Origin of the sequence: Streptococcus vicugnae, from assembly GCF_016461705.1 — a bacterium.
In the GTDB taxonomy this organism is placed as follows: Bacteria; Bacillota; Bacilli; order Lactobacillales; family Streptococcaceae; genus Streptococcus; species Streptococcus vicugnae.
The window spans coordinates 560,679-578,078 of sequence record NZ_JAEMHW010000001.1; the positions used below are offsets into that span (position 1 = coordinate 560,679).

15 protein-coding genes are annotated in these 17,400 nt (G+C 38.4%); 3 read left to right on the top strand and 12 right to left on the bottom strand.

Going from position 1 to position 17,400, the window contains the following annotated elements; genetic code table 11:
• Positions 1 to 11: 11 nt before the first annotated feature.
• Positions 12 to 494 (bottom strand): GNAT family N-acetyltransferase, encoded by a 483-nt coding sequence (locus tag JG537_RS02755; protein WP_199543325.1) that lies wholly within the window; start codon positions 492 to 494, stop codon positions 12 to 14.
• 108 nt (positions 495 to 602) lie between these two features.
• Between JG537_RS02755 and JG537_RS02760 the strand changes: the two genes are divergently transcribed.
• The gene (locus tag JG537_RS02760; protein WP_199543327.1) at positions 603 to 1,004 is read left to right on the top strand and encodes a MarR family winged helix-turn-helix transcriptional regulator; all 402 of its coding nucleotides are present in this window, start codon (positions 603 to 605) and stop codon (positions 1,002 to 1,004) included.
• 50 nt (positions 1,005 to 1,054) lie between these two features.
• Here JG537_RS02760 and tsaD read toward each other — a convergent pair whose 3' ends face one another.
• The 3 genes from tsaD to tsaB are packed head-to-tail and all read right to left on the bottom strand — an operon-like array spanning position 1,055 to position 3,190.
• A complete protein-coding gene (tsaD, locus tag JG537_RS02765) occupies positions 1,055 to 2,065 on the bottom strand; it encodes a tRNA (adenosine(37)-N6)-threonylcarbamoyltransferase complex transferase subunit TsaD (protein WP_199543340.1) in 1,011 nt (336 codons plus the stop codon).
• 14 nt (positions 2,066 to 2,079) lie between these two features.
• A complete protein-coding gene (gene rimI, locus JG537_RS02770) occupies positions 2,080 to 2,496 on the bottom strand; it encodes a ribosomal protein S18-alanine N-acetyltransferase (protein ID WP_286784041.1) in 417 nt (138 codons plus the stop codon).
• A gap of 1 nt (position 2,497) precedes the next feature.
• Positions 2,498 to 3,190, bottom strand: coding sequence for a tRNA (adenosine(37)-N6)-threonylcarbamoyltransferase complex dimerization subunit type 1 TsaB (gene tsaB / locus JG537_RS02775; RefSeq protein ID WP_199543356.1), 693 nt, complete (start codon positions 3,188 to 3,190; stop codon positions 2,498 to 2,500).
• Positions 3,191 to 3,370: 180 nt separating this feature from the next.
• On the opposite strand from tsaB, the gene JG537_RS02780 reads away from it, so the two are divergent.
• Together JG537_RS02780 and rnjA are read left to right on the top strand one after the other, a co-directional pair.
• Positions 3,371 to 3,601, top strand: a complete 231-nt coding sequence (locus JG537_RS02780; RefSeq protein ID WP_132868916.1) for a DNA-dependent RNA polymerase subunit epsilon — start codon at positions 3,371 to 3,373, stop codon at positions 3,599 to 3,601.
• 1 nt (position 3,602) lies between these two features.
• Positions 3,603 to 5,285: a ribonuclease J1 gene (gene rnjA / locus JG537_RS02785; RefSeq protein ID WP_132868915.1), complete on the top strand. Its 1,683-nt coding sequence runs from the start codon at positions 3,603 to 3,605 to the stop codon at positions 5,283 to 5,285.
• A gap of 96 nt (positions 5,286 to 5,381) precedes the next feature.
• Here the strand turns inward: rnjA and JG537_RS02790 are convergent, their stop codons facing one another.
• The 8 genes from JG537_RS02790 to gap form a co-directional block, all read right to left on the bottom strand.
• On the bottom strand, positions 5,382 to 6,044 hold the full coding sequence (locus JG537_RS02790; RefSeq protein ID WP_199543367.1) for a CHAP domain-containing protein: 663 nt from the start codon (positions 6,042 to 6,044) through the stop codon (positions 5,382 to 5,384).
• 181 nt (positions 6,045 to 6,225) lie between these two features.
• The gene (locus JG537_RS02795) at positions 6,226 to 7,665 is read right to left on the bottom strand and encodes a glutamate synthase subunit beta (protein WP_199543370.1); all 1,440 of its coding nucleotides are present in this window, start codon (positions 7,663 to 7,665) and stop codon (positions 6,226 to 6,228) included.
• Position 7,666: 1 nt separating this feature from the next.
• A complete protein-coding gene (gene gltB / locus JG537_RS02800; protein WP_199543372.1) occupies positions 7,667 to 12,184 on the bottom strand; it encodes a glutamate synthase large subunit in 4,518 nt (1,505 codons plus the stop codon).
• Between the two features lie 181 nt (positions 12,185 to 12,365).
• Positions 12,366 to 13,712, bottom strand: coding sequence for a type I glutamate--ammonia ligase (gene glnA / locus JG537_RS02805; RefSeq protein ID WP_132868911.1), 1,347 nt, complete (start codon positions 13,710 to 13,712; stop codon positions 12,366 to 12,368).
• Positions 13,713 to 13,760: 48 nt separating this feature from the next.
• Positions 13,761 to 14,132: a MerR family transcriptional regulator gene (locus tag JG537_RS02810; protein ID WP_015695674.1), complete on the bottom strand. Its 372-nt coding sequence runs from the start codon at positions 14,130 to 14,132 to the stop codon at positions 13,761 to 13,763.
• Between the two features lie 81 nt (positions 14,133 to 14,213).
• Positions 14,214 to 14,759 carry an FUSC family protein gene (locus tag JG537_RS02815; protein ID WP_199543374.1) on the bottom strand — a complete coding sequence of 182 codons (546 nt, stop codon included), beginning with the start codon at positions 14,757 to 14,759 and terminating at the stop codon, positions 14,214 to 14,216.
• 162 nt (positions 14,760 to 14,921) lie between these two features.
• A complete protein-coding gene (locus JG537_RS02820) occupies positions 14,922 to 16,118 on the bottom strand; it encodes a phosphoglycerate kinase (RefSeq protein WP_132869847.1) in 1,197 nt (398 codons plus the stop codon).
• 183 nt (positions 16,119 to 16,301) lie between these two features.
• Positions 16,302 to 17,315, bottom strand: coding sequence for a type I glyceraldehyde-3-phosphate dehydrogenase (gene gap / locus JG537_RS02825; RefSeq protein ID WP_004233286.1), 1,014 nt, complete (start codon positions 17,313 to 17,315; stop codon positions 16,302 to 16,304).
• Positions 17,316 to 17,400: the final 85 nt, after the last annotated feature.

Genomic DNA, 17,400 nt, shown 5'->3' on the forward strand with positions numbered 1-17,400 from the left:
TGTCTGCTTTTTTAGTTGAGAAAATAACTATAATAGCGATTATCCACAGATAATTTTGGAAAATCCACAGGTAAATCTGTAGAGTCAATTTCCTGAAATCCTGATTTTTGATAAAAATACTGAGCAGCTTCAAAATCTGATGTTGTTCCAAGAAATATCGCCTTTTTACTATTTTCATAACAATAAGTAATAAATTCTTCTAATAACTTTTTCCCTAAACCTAATTTTCGATAAGGTTTTGCAACAAACATTTTCTTTAAAGCAACATTTCCTTCTGCAAGAGCAACTAACCCAAGGCACCCTATTACCTTTTCACCTTTATCATCTACAGCTACCCAAAATTGTCCACCACTCTTTTGATAGGAACTTTCAATGTTTAATAAATCTGGTTGATCAGATAGCGTGATTGGAAGTAGAAATTCATTTTGTTGAATATCTAAAATCATCTCTTTTACTGACTGATTAAATTTTGGCTCAAAAATTCTGATTTCCATAAACTCTCCCCTTTTATTTAATTGTATTTGCAATAATATTTCTCATATTATAGCACATTTTATTGTAAATGCAATATTTTTTTGATAAAATTTATTCGAGGAGATAAGATGTTTAAAATCATTCGTACTATTGGTGCCATTACGCGTACTATTCAAATAGATTCTAACAATCACTTTAAAGAATTTGGCTTAAATAATAACCTTTATATCTATATCATTCGTATCTGTGAACAACCTGGTATGTTTTTAGGGGAATTAGCTGATAATGTCCAAATTGATCGCACAACAGCCTTTAGAACCATCAAAAAACTTGTTAAGCTTGGCTATTTTGAATTAAAGAAAGATTCTGTTAATCAAAAAATCAAGCGTGTTTACCCAACAGAAAAAGCCATGGACATTTATCCACAACTTCATGAATATGAACAGCAACAATCTGATTTGCGATTATCAAACTTATCCACAGATGAAGTGGCTCAGCTCGAAAAACTCATATCAAAATTAAACTACTAAACCTGGTAATAAGTCAAAAGCCCCTGAAATTTTCAGGAGCTTATTTATATTTAATCCAATGTATCAAAGGCAAGACTTGGTTTAGCATTTAAATCAAGTCCAGCAAAATGTCCTTTATCATATTCGATAGCTGCAGCTAGTGAGACCATCCCAGCATTGTCACCACATAGGCGAAGTGGTGGAATAACAACTTCTGCTTCAGTAATCTCATCAGCTAGTCGCCCACGTAATCCTTGGTTAGCAGCTACACCACCTGCCACCACAAGTGTTTTGACAGGATATTTCTCTAAAGCTTTTTTCGTTTTAGCCATTAAAACATCTAAAACTGCCGCTTGGAATGAGGCTGATAAATCTTCATTTGAAAGAGTTTCACCCTTTTGAGCTGCATTATGATGCAAATTAATAAAGGCAGACTTCAAACCTGAGAATGAAAATTCTAGATTATCTTCTTTAATCATAGCACGTGGGAAATCATAAATATCTTTTCCTTTATGAGCCAACTGATCAATTTCACGTCCCGCTGGATAAGTCAATCCCATAACACGCCCTACTTTATCATAAGCCTCACCAACAGCGTCATCACGTGTTTCACCAACAATTTTATAGTTTCCAGGCTCAGACACATAAACAAGCTCTGTATGCCCACCAGAAACCAACAAAGCCATTAATGGATATTGAAGTTCTTTAACTTCACGCGCAGCCATCAAGTGCCCTGCCATGTGATTTACTGGAATCAGTGGCAAATTATTAGCCCATGCAAAAGCTTTTGCAGCAGCCATACCAACTAAAATAGCACCGACCAATCCTGGACCATAAGTCACAGCAACAGCATCTAAATCACTAACTTCAATTCCAGCTGCATCTAAAGCATCCTTGAAACAAGTTGTAATCACTTCAACATGGTGACGACTTGCTACTTCAGGCACTACGCCGCCAAAGCGTTTGTGACTTTCGATTTGACTAGCGATGACATTACTTAAAATCTCACTGTCATTTTTTAAAACCGCAATACTTGTCTCATCACAAGAACTCTCCACGGCTAAAATATATCTATCTTTCATCAATTTATTACCTCTTATTTACCTTCGCGCTTCATGATAATCGCATCTTCTACTGGTTCGTGATAATATTGCTTACGTTTGGCAATAATTTCAAAACCAAATTTCTTATATAGTGCCTGTGCAGAAGCATTTGATGCTCTGACTTCTAAGAAAATGGGAAAATCAACATGATCAAGATTAGCCAGTAATTGGCTACCTAATCCATGTCCCTGATAAGCTTTTTTAATGGCAATATTTGTAATCTCAAGCTCCCCAACTAACTGCTGAATCGCTAAAAAACCGACTACTTGCCCATCTTTTTCCACAAAAAAGTAATCAACATTCTCTTGTTGCATGTCAGATAAAATCTGATTTTCAGTCCAAGGAGATACTGGATACACATCTGAAAGTATCTCATAAACAGCTGCAACACATGCTTGTAAATCTTTCATGTTAGATACGATTGACATAGTTTGCACTTGGGTTTTCTTTGTGTGTCTTAAGCCAATTTTCCTCTGCTTCAACACGTTTTAAATAATTAGGAACAAAACTATCTACTTCGACAGGTTCTAAATTTTGACCGTATTTTCCGATAGCATAAGCAGATGGTAACACTGTAATAGCCTTAGCCTGTGGTAAACTTTCAGCAATTTGATCGTGGAAGTTAGCAACTTCTCCTACAAACATAACTGCCTCCTCATTCTTAACCACGTCTAGAACATCAGCAAAATTCATGTGTTGATCTTCTTTAACAGATTGACCATTTTTATAAAAGCCAGCGTAAACATTGTTACGACGGGCATCAATGACAGGGACAACTAATCCCTCAAAATCAGCTGCTGCAGCAAGTGCATAAAGGCTTGAGACACCGACTAATTCAATATCTAGGGTGTAGGCTAGCGTTTTAGCTGTCGCAACTGCCACACGAAGACCGGTATATGAACCAGGTCCTTGAGCAACTGAAATTCTATCCAAATCAGCTGGTTTTAAGTCTACAGCTTTCATCAAAAAATCAATCGCAGGCATCAAATTAATACTGTGATTTTTCTTAATATTGACCGTTACATCGGCTAGTAAATTATCACCATCTAAGATGGCAACAGACAAAGCCTTACTTGAAGTATCAAAGGCTAAAACTTTCATCATTTAAATTCCCTCACTTGATTATACTTCTTATTTTATGATATAATTTTAATAATTGCAACGAATCAAGGTTAAATCAATTACTCGGAAAAATTTAATAATGACTGGTCAAGTAGATACAAGCTAGTTGACGTGTTTAGTGTAGTTTGATTAACCACAGGTATATAAAGAAAGGAAAAAACTATGATTTACAAAGTTTTTTATCAAGAAACAAAAGAACGTAACCCACGCCGCGAACAAACTAAAGCACTTTATTTAGAAATTGACGCAGCAAACGAACTCGAAGGACGTATCAAAACTCGTGAACTTGTTGAAGAAAAAACAGCTTACAATGTAGAGTTTATTGAACTTCTTTCAGATAAACACCTAGCCTACGAAAAAGAAACAGGTGCCTTTAAATTAACGGAGTTATAATATGTCACAAATCAATTTAAAACCCGAAGAAGTTGGGGTTTATGCGATTGGTGGTCTCGGAGAAATTGGTAAAAACACTTACGGTATTGAATATCAAGATGAAATTATTATCGTAGATGCAGGTATCAAATTCCCAGAAGACGATTTGCTCGGTATTGACTACGTTATTCCAGACTATTCATATATCGTTGACAATATCGATCGTATTAAAGGCCTTGTGATTACTCACGGGCACGAAGACCACATTGGTGGGATTCCTTTCCTTTTGAAGCAAGCTAATATTCCAATTTACGCTGGACCACTTGCTCTTTCACTCATCAAAGGAAAATTGGAAGAACACGGGCTTTTACGTGACGCTAAACTTTACGAAATCAACGCAAACACAGAGTTAACGTTTAAGAATCTTAGTGTTACATTCTTCCGTACTACCCACTCAATTCCAGAACCTCTAGGAATCGTTATCCACACACCACAAGGTAAAATTGTCTGCACAGGGGATTTCAAATTTGACTGGACACCAGTTGGTGAACCAGCTGATATCCACCGCATGGCTGCACTTGGTGAGGATGGCGTCCTATGTTTGCTATCTGATTCTACTAACGCAGAAATTCCAACCTTTACAAACTCAGAAAAAGTTGTTGGACAATCTATTATGAAGATTATTGAAGGCATCCATGGACGTATTATCTTTGCGTCATTTGCCTCAAACATCTTCCGTCTCCAACAAGCTGCCGAAGCAGCTGTTAAAACTGGACGTAAAATCGTAGTCTTCGGACGTTCAATGGAAAAAGCCATTGTAAACGGTATTGAACTTGGTTATATCAAAGTTCCAAAAGGAACATTTATCGAACCAAGCGAAATCAAAGACTACCACGCTAGTGAAATCTTGATTATGTGTACAGGTAGCCAAGGTGAATCAATGGCTGCGCTAGCACGTATTGCTAATGGTACACACCGTCAAGTTACACTACAACCTGGCGATACTGTCATCTTCTCTTCTAGCCCAATTCCTGGTAATACAACAAGTGTTAACAAACTTATCAACACTATCCAAGAAGCTGGTGTAGAAGTTATCCACGGAAAAGTTAACAATATCCACACATCTGGTCACGGTGGACAACAAGAGCAAAAACTTATGCTCCGCTTGATGAAACCAAAATACTTCATGCCAGTTCACGGTGAATACCGTATGCTTAAAATCCACGCTGGTTTAGCGATGGACACAGGTGTGCCAAAAGACAATATCTTCATCATGGAAAACGGTGATGTGCTAGCTCTTACAGCTAACTCAGCTCGTCGTGCTGGACACTTTAACGCCCAGGATATCTATGTTGATGGTAATGGTATCGGAGATATCGGTGCTGCCGTACTTCGTGACCGCCGTGATTTATCTGAAGACGGAGTTGTTCTTGCCGTTGCTACTGTTGACTTTGATAGCCAAATGATTTTGGCAGGTCCAGACATTCTTAGTCGTGGATTTATCTACATGCGAGAATCTGGTGACCTTATTCGAGAAAGTCAACGTGTTCTCTTCAATGCTATCCGCATTGCTTTGAAAAACAAAGATGCAAGTATCCAATCTGTTAACGGTGCTATCGTTAACGCGCTTCGTCCATTCCTATACGAAAAAACTGAACGTGAACCAATCATTATTCCAATGATTCTTACACCAGATGATAAATAATCAAAAAGCTAGTTGATCACATCAACTAGCTTTTTATCAACAACTTATCCACAGAAATAAAAGAGCCTGGAATTTTTCCAGACTTATTCTATCTTGTTAATAACTTTCTGGATAGATATAGCTGACTGTTCCAGCAGTGTTACTCTTTGTTGGATCAAACCAGCCACGATAATTATCAATCCATTGTTTATTGCCATAATTAGATTCTAAAACTTGAATTTGCCCACTAGCATTGACTGCTGTAACGTAGGCCACATGCCCGTAACTATCAGGATCTGTCCAACAAATAATAGCTCCTACTTCAGCTTGTGTCCCAACCACATAGCCTTGTGAAGCTGCATTAGCTGCCCAATCGCCAGCATTTCCCCACCAATTACTTGCCCAAGTTGCAACTTGTTTTACACCCCAGGTACATTGCCCAACTGGGTAAGTATTAGTTGGAACTTCTGACTTTGACACTGGCGAATCAACCTGACTAGACTCCGAATTTCTACTTGATGTTAACAAATTCGTCACAAATGGATCAATAGGGGTTTTATCAGGTATCTGCAACACTTGCCCAGGAACAATAGTGTCATAAATTGACATACCATTCAAAGCAGCCAAATCATAGACACTAAGTCCATACATTTGTGCTACACTGTAAAATGAATCACCGCTTTGCAAAGTATAGGCATCTGCCTTAGCGTTTACTTGTGAAAACAACAAAGCTCCTGAAAGAGTAGCTGTTGCTAACGCTATTTTTGTTTTGTAATTCATAAAAATCTTCCTCCCTTTATGAATACTAGTATAGCAAGCTAATATTACAAATAATATAAAGGATTGTAAGCGTTATATTTCATGATACATCATTTCGTAAAATAAAAGTCATAAAAAAACTGCCCTAAAGGCAGTTTTTTATGATTGAAAACAAGAATGTGTTAAACGCTTAATAAATTAATTATTGAGCAACCATGATGCGGAGACCTTGGTCGATTTTTTCTGCAGCCTTACGTCCTTCACGGATTCCCCAAATAACAAGACTTGGACCACGACGAGCGTCACCAGCAACAAAGACACGATCATTATTAGTTGAATAATCATCGTAAACACTTTGAACTCCAAATTGTTCAAAAAGTGATTTTTCAGCACCAGTGAATCCCATTGCTAGCAAGACAAGGTCTGCTTTAATAGTTTCTTCAGTACCTTCGATTGGTTTGAATCCAGGTCCAACTTTGATAGTCTTAGCAGCAATAACTTGACCACGATCAGCACCAATAAATTCAGTTGTTGATGTCGCATAAGTTGTCAATTCAGTATCTTGAACATAGTTAGCTTCTTCTTGTCCATAACCAACACGTTTAATCATTGGGTATTGTGGCCAAGGATTTGTTAGCAAACGTTTTTCGGGTGGCTCTGGAGTGATTTCAAGCTGTTTAACGCTTGCTGCACCTAAACGAACAGCTGTACCGATACAGTCATTACCAGTATCACCACCACCAATGACAAGAACGTGTTTACCTTCAAGGATTGGACCAAGTTTTTTATTATCAGATGCAAGAACATTTTTAGTTGTTTCAGTCAAGAAATCAACCGCAAAACGCACACCTGATAAATGACGACCTGGGACATCCAAATCACGAGGAACACTTGCACCAGTCGCAAGAACAACACGATCATATTGTTTCAACAATTCATCAGCTGTAATATCACGTCCAACTTCTGTATTGGCAACAAATGTGATACCAAGTTTTTCCATAAGATCAATACGACGTTGAACAATTTCTTTATCCAACTTCATATTTGGAATACCGTACATCAAAAGTCCACCAAAACGATCACTACGTTCATATACTGTTACACTATGACCAAGTTTGTTAAGGCGCCATGCAGTTGAAAGTCCCGCAGGTCCTGAACCAATAACAGCAACTTTAAATCCAGTACGATAAGTTGGGCGACCAGATTCTTCAACCCAACCATTTTCAAATGCAGTATCAATGATAAAGCGTTCATTATCATGGATAGTAACTCCAGAGCCATTAAGACCTTCTGTACAGCCTTTTTCACACGGTGCTGGACAAACACGTCCAGTCATTTCTGGAAACGGGTTAGTGCGTGAAAGACGCTCAAATGCACGCTTATAGTCGCCTTTGTAAACCAAGTCATTCCATTCCGGAATCAAGTTGTCGTTTGGACAACCTGAAACCGCACGTCCACCACCGTAAAATTGACCTGAATGACAGAAAGGAATCCCACAAGACATGCAACGCGCAGCTTGTTTTTGGCGTTCTTCTTCTGACAATGGAACTTGTAATTCTTCAAAGTCCAAGATGCGTTCAGCAACAGGACGAAACGGATTATCTTTTCGATCGTATTTCAAAAATCCAAACGGATTAGCCATTTTATTTACCCCCTGTTACTTGTGCGAGAAGTTCTTCTTTTTCTGCAGCTGTTTCTGCACCACCAGTTGCAATTTCGAAAGTACGCAATTCAAGTTCATTACCTTCTAAACCAGTGTTGGCAAGAGCATACTCAATATTATTGATTTCATGGAATTCAGTTGGGTAAACTTTAACAAATTTATCAACTTCTTGTGCCCAGTTATCAAGCAAACGTTTAGCTTTAGCACTACCAGTGTATTCGTAGTGTTTTTGAATCATATCTACCAAGACATCATCACCACGTGTTTCACCAACTTTGTAAAGATCAACCATTTGACGGTTTACTTTTTCAGCAAAGTCACCATTTACATCATAAACGTAAGCAACACCACCACTCATACCAGCGGCAAAGTTACGACCTGTTGTACCAAGAATAACAGCAACACCACCTGTCATATATTCACAACCGTGGGCTCCTACACCTTCAACAACAACTTTTGCACCTGAGTTACGAACACAGAAACGTTCACCAGCGCGACCAGCAAAGTAAGCTTCACCTTTAACAGCACCAAATAGAGCAACGTTACCTACAATTGGTGAATTTTCGATATCATAGGCTGCATCATGTGGTGGTTTAACAATCAAACGTCCACCTGACATTGATTTCGCAATATAGTCATTAGCTTCACCAATCAATGTCAATTCCATACCTTGAGTAATGAAGCTTGCAAATGATTGTCCAGCAATACCAGTGTATTCGTATTTAATCAAACCAGGTTCAACTGAATAGTTACCGTAACGTTCAGCCATCCAACCTGCCATGCGAGCACCAACAGCACGTTGAACGTTATTAATTGTTTCTTTAACTGTTACACTTGCACCGTTGTCAACAGCAGCTTTGGCAAATCCATCCAATTCTTTCCATTGACGTGCTTCAGCAAATGGATCTTCAGTTTTACGTTCAATTGGATAAGCAGTTCCGAGCATACGAGAGAAATCAAGTGATTTAGCTTTTCCTTTTGGAATGAATTTTGCTTTCAAGATTTCTGAGTGACCAACCATTTCATCAACAGAACGGAAACCAAGTTCAGCCATGTATTCACGCAATTCTTCTGCCATGAACATCATCATGTTAATAACATGTTCAGGTTTACCAGCAAAATGTTTACGAAGTTCTGGATTTTGTGTTGCAACACCAACTGGACAAGTATTAAGAGAACATACACGCATCATGACACAACCGATAGAAATCAATGTCAAACTTGCAAATGAATATTCTTCTGCACCAAGAAGTGTAGCAATAGCAACATCACGACCAGTCATCAATTTACCATCTGTTTCAAGTGTCATACGTTGACGGAGACGGTTAAGTGACAATGTTTGATGTGCTTCAGCCAAGCCCATTTCCCATGGAAGACCAGCATCACGGACAGAGTTACGTGGAGAAGCTCCGGTACCACCATCATAACCAGAAATAACAACCTTATCAGCACCAGCTTTTACACAACCTGTAGCGATTGTACCAACACCAGTACTTGAAACCAATTTAACATTGATTTTAGCATAAGGATTGATAGCTTTAAGGTCATAAATCAATTGTGCCAAATCTTCAATTGAGTAGATATCATGGTGAGGTGGTGGTGAAATCAAACGTACACCAGGCGTTGCACCACGAATTTCAGCAACCCATGGGAAGACTTTTTGACCAGGCAATTGTCCACCTTCACCAGGTTTAGCACCTTGTGCCAACTTGATTTGGATTTCTTCAGCAGACATAAGGTATTCAGCATTAACACCAAAACGTCCTGAAGCGACTTGTTTAATCTTAGAATTCAAGTTACGACCATCTGGTTGTACTTTGAAACGATTGCGGTTTTCGCCACCTTCACCAGAGTTTGATTTAGCTCCGATTGAGTTCATTGCTTCAGCAATTGTTTCGTGTGCTTCTTTAGAAAGTGAACCAAAACTCATGGCACCAACTTTGAAACGTTTAACGATTGTTTCAGCTGGTTCGACCTCAGAAAGGTCAACTTTTGGACGATCTGATTTAAATTCCCAGATTGAACGAAGTGTTGTTGGAGTTGCTAAAGCTTCTTTATCCAATTCAGCTGTGTATTCTTTAAAGAGTTTGTAGTCACCTTTGCGAACAGCTTGTTGGAAATTATAAATAGTATGTGGATTGAAGAGGTGATATTCACCATCTGCTTTAAATTGATAAATACCGCCACTTTGAAGATAATCACCACGACGAGGACCAAATGCATCTTCCATACGTTGAAGATATTCTTTTTCAATTTGGTCAAGTGACAATCCACCAATACGAGTTACAGTACCTGTAAAGTATTTATTAACAACAGAGTCTGAAAGTCCAACTGCTTCAAACAATTGTGCTCCTTTATAACCAAGGATTGTAGAAATCCCCATACGACTCATAACTTTAACAATACCTTTTTCAGCTGCTTTACGATATTTTTCAAAGGCAGTTGCATCTTTTCCATATTCTTTCAATGTTGCATAAGCACCATAAGGATGAACAGCCGCAGCACCATAACCAACTAAAGTTGCAAAATGGTGAACTTCAATAGCTTCTGCCGTATCAACAACAATTGAGAATTGGCTAGCTTTCCCTTTAACAACCATGTAGTTATTCAAACCAGAAACAGCTAAAAGCATTGGAATAGTTGTTTGGTTTTCTTTAACATTGCGGTCTGAAAGGATAATAATCTTGCTGCCATTATCAACAGCTTTTTCAGCCGCTTTGAAAAGATTTTCTAACGCACGTTGCAAACGATTATGTGATGGTTCAACCACATCATAAACTGTTGAGAGAGTTGTTGCACGATAACGTTCGTCTTGCAAGTTAGCGATTTTGGCAAAATCTTCGCTTGAAAGAACTGGACTATCAATTTTAACTTTGACACAGTTATCAGCACCATCAGCTTTGAAGTTACCATCACCACCGAGGTAAACACTTGTTGAAACGACAATTTGTTCACGAATCGCATCGATTGGTGGGTTTGTAACTTGGGCGAATTGTTGTTTAAAGAAAGTGAAAAGAGATTGACTCTTATTAGAAAGAACTGCTAGTGGGCTATCAAATCCCATAGAAATAACTGGTTCTTCACCTTTTTCAGACATTGGAAGAATAACAGTACGAATAACTTCTTCATTATATCCGTAAGCTTTCCACATTGTTTCAATGTCATTTGTTTCTTGATTTAATTCTGAAGCTTCAAAATCATTAAGATGTGCAATGTTTTCTTCTACCCACTCTTTATATGGGTGTTGTGCAGCATAATAAGCTTTCACTTCTTCATTACGCATCAATTTACCAGAAGTTGTATCAATCAACATCATATTACCAGGACCAAGTACACCTTTTTCAATAACGCGACTTGGTTCAAGGTCAACAACACCTGATTCACTAGAACAGATTAAGAAGTTATCTTTTGTCAATGAATAACGGCTAGGACGCAAACCATTACGGTCCAAACGAGCACCAACCATATCACCATCTGTAAAGACAAGAGCAGCTGGACCATCCCACGGAGCCACAAAACTTGATGCATATTCATAAAATGCTTTAAGATCATCAGGAAGACCTGATTCATCACCCCAAGCTTCTGGCACCATCATCAATAAACTTTGTGGAATATCACGGCCATTGCGATAAAGATACTCTAAACAGTTTTCCAACTTGGCAGAATCTGAGTTTTCTTCATTATAAACTTCAATCTGGTGACTGTGCATCCAGTTTTCTGCACCACGAAGTGTATTAATTTCACCATTGTGAGCCAAGAAACGGAATGGTTGTGCACGATCCCAAGATGGGAAAGTATTTGTAGAGAAACGAGAGTGTGTCAATGCAATGTGTGATTTGAAATGTTCATCTTGCAAGTCAGGATAAAAAAGACCAACTTGGAAGGCATGAAGCATCCCTTTGTACACAATTGTTTTGCTTGAAAGAGAACAGATGAAAAATTCATCAGATGAAAAGCTCTTTTCAAGTTGACGACGCAAGCGGAACAATTTGTCTTCAAAATCACGACCAGCTTTAGTATCATCAGGTTTTTTAACAAAAACTTGTACAAAACTTGGCATAATTTCTTGTGCCGCTGGACCACAATTGTCATAATTGAATGGCACATCACGAGTCATCAAAACATGGAAACCAGCTGATTTAATTTCTGCTTTAACTGCTTCTAAAAGACTGTCTTTAGCCTCAGTATCTTGAGGTAAAAAGAGTTGCGCAACAGCGTAGTCACCTTTTTTAGGTAAATCATAACCTGCTTCTTTTGCTTTTAATTGGAAAAATTCATCTGGTAAAGCAAGCAACATTCCGGCACCATCACCAGTATCAGGTTCAGCTCCTGTACCACCACGGTGATTCATACGTGTCAACATTGTCAAGGCATGTTCAATCAAAGTATGACTTGCTTCACCATCGAGTTGAGCAACAAACCCCATCCCACAAGCATCCGATTCAAAAGACGGATCCCAAAGCGTTGTCTGCTGCGCCCTCAAAGCACTTTCATTCATAGCTCTTACTCCTATCATTAATACAAATAGTCTAAAATAGTCTAATTATTCAGAATATTTACTTCACATTATACCACATTCTCTCTAATTAGAATAGCTCTTATTTAAACTTTCTATTTAGAATGTGGTATTTTTGGGGAAAAAAAAGACAGCTAGAAGCTGTCTTACTTACTACTACTTCTTAGTAAAGATCTAGATAGTTGTCAATTTCCCATTGTGAAACAAAGGCCGCATAGCTTGACCATTCAATTTTCTTAGCTTCCACAAAGTTTGTAAAGATGTGATTTCCAAGAGCAGCTTTAACTACTTCATCTTCTTGCAAAGCTTTAACGGCATTGTGCAATGTTGATGGAAGATCACGGATACCAGCTTCTTTACGTTCTTCTTGAGTCATGATGTAGATATTTGATTCAACTGGAGCTGGAGCTTCAATTTTGTTTTCAATACCATCAAGACCTGCTTCAAGAAGAACTGCAAGAGCAAGATATGGGTTAGCAGTTGGGTCAACTGAACGAAGTTCCAAACGAGTACCCATTCCACGTGATGCAGGTACGCGGATAAGTGGTGAACGGTTACGTCCAGCCCATGCGATGTAAACTGGTGCTTCATAACCAGGAACCAAACGTTTGTATGAGTTTACAGTTGGGTTCATGATTGCAGTGTAGTTATAAGCGTGTTTCATCAAACCGCCAAGGAAGTAATATGCTGTTTCAGACAATTGCATACCTTTTGGATCTTCAGTATCAAAGAATGCATTATTTCCATCGTAGTCAAACAATGACATGTTGCAGTGCATACCTGAACCGTTGATACCAAATTTAGGTTTAGCCATGAATGTAGCATAAAGACCGTGTTTACGAGCAATTGTTTTAACAACAAGTTTGAAAATTTGAATGTTATCACAAGCTTTCAAAACATCAGCATATTTAAAGTCAATTTCGTGTTGACCAATCGCAACTTCGTGGTGACTTGCTTCAACTTCAAATCCCATTTCAGTCAAAACATTAACGATTTCACGACGAGTGTTATCTGCAAGGTCAGTTGGTGCAAGGTCAAAGTAACCACCGCGGTCGTTTACTTCAAGAGTTGGTTCACCTTTTTCATCCAATTTGAACAAGAAGAATTCTGGTTCTGGACCAAGGTTAAATGATTTGAAACCAACTTTTTCCATGTGACGAAGTGCACGTTTCAAGTTACCACGTGGGTCACCTGCGAATGGTTCACCTTCAGCAGTGTAGATATCACAGATCAAACCTGCAACAGCACCATTTTCACCACCCCAAGGGAATACTGTCCATGTATCAAGATCTGGGTGTAAGAACATATCAGATTCGTTGATACGTACAAAACCTTCGATTGAAGATCCATCAAACATTGCTTTGTTTGACAATACTTTGTCAAGTTGTTCGTCAGTTGCTGGGATTTCTACGTTTTTCAATGTTCCAGCGATATCTGAGAACATCAAGCGTAAAAATGTAACATTTTTTTCTTTGACTTCGCGACGGATGTCAGCTGCTGTAATAGTCATGAATTTAGGTCTCCTTTTAAAACCGAAATAACCGAGCGACGCTTATTTTTAGATGCGCCAATTGCTAATGTACTGTGATGGGGCCGAAAAACGGCCTTGGTTTCGGAGTTCATCTTGTAAGATTCGACGAACATCAGCATCTGTTAAAGACTTCTGCTTTTGAAGTGCTTTATCTTGTCTATCAGCGTATTCTCGCTTAATAGCTGCAATATTTAGCCCCTCGTCAAGGAAATCTTTAATTTCAAGCAATCGATCCATATCATTTAACGAAAACATACGACGGTTACCTGAAGTACGTTCTGGGGTTATCAACCCTTGATCCTCATAATAACGAATCTGACGTGCTGTTAAATCGGTCAATTTCATTACTGTCCCAATGGGAAAAACCGCCATGGAACGTCTGAGTTCTTTTTCTTTCATGATGACCTCCTTCCGATAATTATTATAGTCTGAAAATTCTAAACTGTCAACCCCATATGTCAGAAAATATAACATTAAAACCTAATTTTTTTCATTTTTATTTTTCAACCACTCGCGAACCATGTCTACATCAGAATTAACAAGAATAGCTACAAAGACACCACAAAAAGTTTCAAATACTCTTGCAAAAACATATAAAATCGTATCACCAGCAGGAATTGATAGAGTAATAATCAAAAGCGCTGATGTTCCGCCAATAATTCCTGCCTTATTATTAATTGAAACATTAATCATGATTCCTAACATAGTAAATACAGGAACAAATATCAAAGTTACCCAAAATTGATTATGGAAAAATTGATTAATTAAAAAGAAGAGCAAAGATAAAAAACCTCCGACACTGTTACCAACTATACGTGAAAAGCCAAAGTGCACACTTTTATCTAAACTTTCACGTAAGCTGAAAACAGCCGTCAGCGTTCCAATCTGCAGCCCTTCCCAACCAAATAAATGAAATAATAAAAGAACAAGAAAAACAGATAAGCCTGTCTTAAGCGTTCGCATCCCTAACTTAAACTTACTCGGATCAAATTTATAATTCGACAAAAGATTTTTTAGATATTTCATAACTCACAACCAAATTTTTTTCCTTTATTTTAACACAGTTTAAATCGTTTTCGCTAGATGTGAATACGTTTACTAAATCGCCTTCTCCCACTATTACTCAATTTTAATTTATCAAAAATAAAAAAGAGCCCTTTGGGCTCTTTTGTTTCTCAATAATGAGAATTATTTTTCAGTCAATGCAGCAAGACCTGGAAGTACTTTACCTTCAAGAAGTTCCATAGATGCACCACCACCAGTAGAGATCCATGAGAATTTGTCTGCACGACCAAGGTTGATAGCTGCAGCAGCTGAGTCACCACCACCGATGATTGATTTAACGCCTGGTTGTTTAACAATAGCGTCCATTACACCGATTGTACCAGCTTGGAAATCAGGGTTTTCGAACACACCCATAGGTCCGTTCCAAACAACTGTTTTAGCACCAGTCAATTCTTCATCGAATTTAGCGATTGATTTAGGACCGATGTCGAGACCAAGGAATCCAGCATCTACAGCTGCACCTTCAGTATCTTTAACTTCAGTGTAATCAGCAAAAGCATTAGCTTCTTTTGAGTCAACTGGCAAGATCAATTTACCGTTAGCTTTAGCCAAAAGTTCTTTAGCAACTTCAAGTTTGTCTTCTTCAACAAGTGAGTTACCGATTTCGATACCTTGTGCTTTAAGGAATGTGTAAGTCATACCACCACCGATAAGAACTTTATCAGCTTTTTTCAACAAGTTTTCGATAACACCGATTTTATCTGAAACTTTTGAACCACCAAGAATCGCGATAAATGGACGAACTGGGTTTTCAACAGCTTCTTGGATGTATGCAATTTCGTTTTCAAGAAGGAAACCTGCAACAGCTTTTTCAACGTTTGCAGAGATACCTACGTTAGATGCGTGTGAACGGTGTGCAGTACCGAATGCATCGTTAACGAAGATTCCGTCACCAAGTGAAGCCCAGTATTTACCAAGTTCTGGATCGTTTTTAGATTCTTTTTTACCGTCAACGTCTTCAAAACGAGTGTTTTCAACAAGAAGAACTTCACCATCTTTAAGGTTGTTGATAGCTTCTTCAAGTTCAGCACCACGTGTAACACCAGGGAAGACAACTTCTTGACCAAGTTTAGCTGCCAAATCAGCTGCTACTGGAGCAAGAGATTTACCTTCTTTATCAGCTTCTTCTTTAACACGTCCAAGGTGAGAGAAAAGAATTGCACGACCACCTTGTTCGATGATGTACTTGATTGTTGGAAGAGCCGCAGAAATACGGTTGTCATTAGTGATAACGCCATCTTTCAAAGGTACGTTAAAGTCAACACGGACAAGAACTTTTTTACCTTTCAAATCAACGTCTTTAACAGTCAATTTAGCCATTGATAGGACTCCTTATATTTTTTTATACATGCTAATTATATCACAAAACCTGTAAAAGAGGTAGTTAAATCAATAGAATTTGTCCTTCAGCTCCCCTACTACTATGTCTTGAGTAATTCAGCATATTTAAGAGAAATAAAAAAAGAGAGGAACGAATCCTCTCTTCTTCAGCTAACTCACTGATTATTTAGCAATTTTTGCGAAGTATTCAAGAGTACGAACAAGTTGTGAAGTGTAAGACATTTCGTTGTCGTACCATGAAACAGTTTTAACCAATTGAGTACCGTCAGCTGCTTCAGTTACTTCTGTTTGAGTTGCGTCAAACAATGAACCGAATGAGATACCTACGATATCGCGTGAAACGATTGGGTCAGTGTTGTAACCGAATGATTCAGTTGCAGCAGCTTGCATAGCAGCGTTAACTTCTTCAGCAGTTACTTTTTTGTCAAGAACTGAAACAAGTTCAGTAAGTGATCCAGTTGGAACTGGTACACGTTGAGCATGACCTTGAAGTTTACCGTTCAATTCTGGGATAACAAGACCGATAGCTTTAGCAGCACCAGTTGAGTTAGGAACGATGTTTTCAGCAGCAGCACGTGCGCGACGGAAGTCACCTTTACGGTGTGGTGCGTCAAGAGTCATTTGGTCACCAGTGTAACCGTGAACTGTAGTCATTGTACCAACTTTAAGACCGAATGATTTGTTCAAAGCATCAGCCATTGGTGCAAGACAGTTTGTTGTACATGAACCAGCTGAGATAACTGTTTCAGTACCATCAAGAATTTCGTGGTTAGTGTTAAATACGATTGTTTTAACATCTGATCCACCAGGAGCTGTGATAACAACTTTTTTAGCTCCACCTTCGTGCAAGTGTTTTTCAGCAGCAGCTTTAGTTGCAAAGAAACCAGTTGCTTCAAGAACGATTTCTACACCATCGTTAGCCCAGTCGATTTGTTCTGGGTCACGTTCTGCAGAAACTTTAACGAATTGACCGTTAACTTCAAAACCACCATCTTTAACAACAACATCACCGTCGAAACGACCTTGAGTTGTATCATATTTCAACAAGTGAGCAAGCATAGCTGGGTCAGTAAGGTCGTTAATACGAGCTACTTCAACACCTTCAACGTTTTGGATACGACGGAATGCAAGACGACCGATACGACCGAAACCGTTAATACCAACTTTAACTACCATTAGTGATTTCCTCCTTATGAAAATCAAAAAAAATTTTTTTATTTTAAAAGGTTTCCCTTTTAGACAATTGTGAAAAGATTAACTT

Coding starts and splice junctions, on each gene's coding strand:
- JG537_RS02755 (WP_199543325.1), bottom strand. CDS start 494: ATGGAAATCAGAATTTTTGAGCCAAAATTTAATCAGTCAGTAAAAGAG.
- tsaB (WP_199543356.1), bottom strand. CDS start 3,190: ATGATGAAAGTTTTAGCCTTTGATACTTCAAGTAAGGCTTTGTCTGTT.
- JG537_RS02795 (WP_199543370.1), bottom strand. CDS start 7,665: ATGGCTAATCCGTTTGGATTTTTGAAATACGATCGAAAAGATAATCCG.
- tsaD (WP_199543340.1), bottom strand. CDS start 2,065: ATGAAAGATAGATATATTTTAGCCGTGGAGAGTTCTTGTGATGAGACA.
- JG537_RS02810 (WP_015695674.1), bottom strand. CDS start 14,132: ATGAAAGAAAAAGAACTCAGACGTTCCATGGCGGTTTTTCCCATTGGG.
- gap (WP_004233286.1), bottom strand. CDS start 17,315: ATGGTAGTTAAAGTTGGTATTAACGGTTTCGGTCGTATCGGTCGTCTT.
- glnA (WP_132868911.1), bottom strand. CDS start 13,712: ATGACTATTACAGCAGCTGACATCCGTCGCGAAGTCAAAGAAAAAAAT.
- gltB (WP_199543372.1), bottom strand. CDS start 12,184: ATGAATGAAAGTGCTTTGAGGGCGCAGCAGACAACGCTTTGGGATCCG.
- JG537_RS02815 (WP_199543374.1), bottom strand. CDS start 14,759: ATGAAATATCTAAAAAATCTTTTGTCGAATTATAAATTTGATCCGAGT.
- rimI (WP_286784041.1), bottom strand. CDS start 2,496: ATGAAAGATTTACAAGCATGTGTTGCAGCTGTTTATGAGATACTTTCA.
- JG537_RS02790 (WP_199543367.1), bottom strand. CDS start 6,044: ATGAATTACAAAACAAAAATAGCGTTAGCAACAGCTACTCTTTCAGGA.
- JG537_RS02780 (WP_132868916.1), top strand. CDS start 3,371: ATGATTTACAAAGTTTTTTATCAAGAAACAAAAGAACGTAACCCACGC.
- JG537_RS02760 (WP_199543327.1), top strand. CDS start 603: ATGTTTAAAATCATTCGTACTATTGGTGCCATTACGCGTACTATTCAA.
- JG537_RS02820 (WP_132869847.1), bottom strand. CDS start 16,118: ATGGCTAAATTGACTGTTAAAGACGTTGATTTGAAAGGTAAAAAAGTT.
- rnjA (WP_132868915.1), top strand. CDS start 3,603: ATGTCACAAATCAATTTAAAACCCGAAGAAGTTGGGGTTTATGCGATT.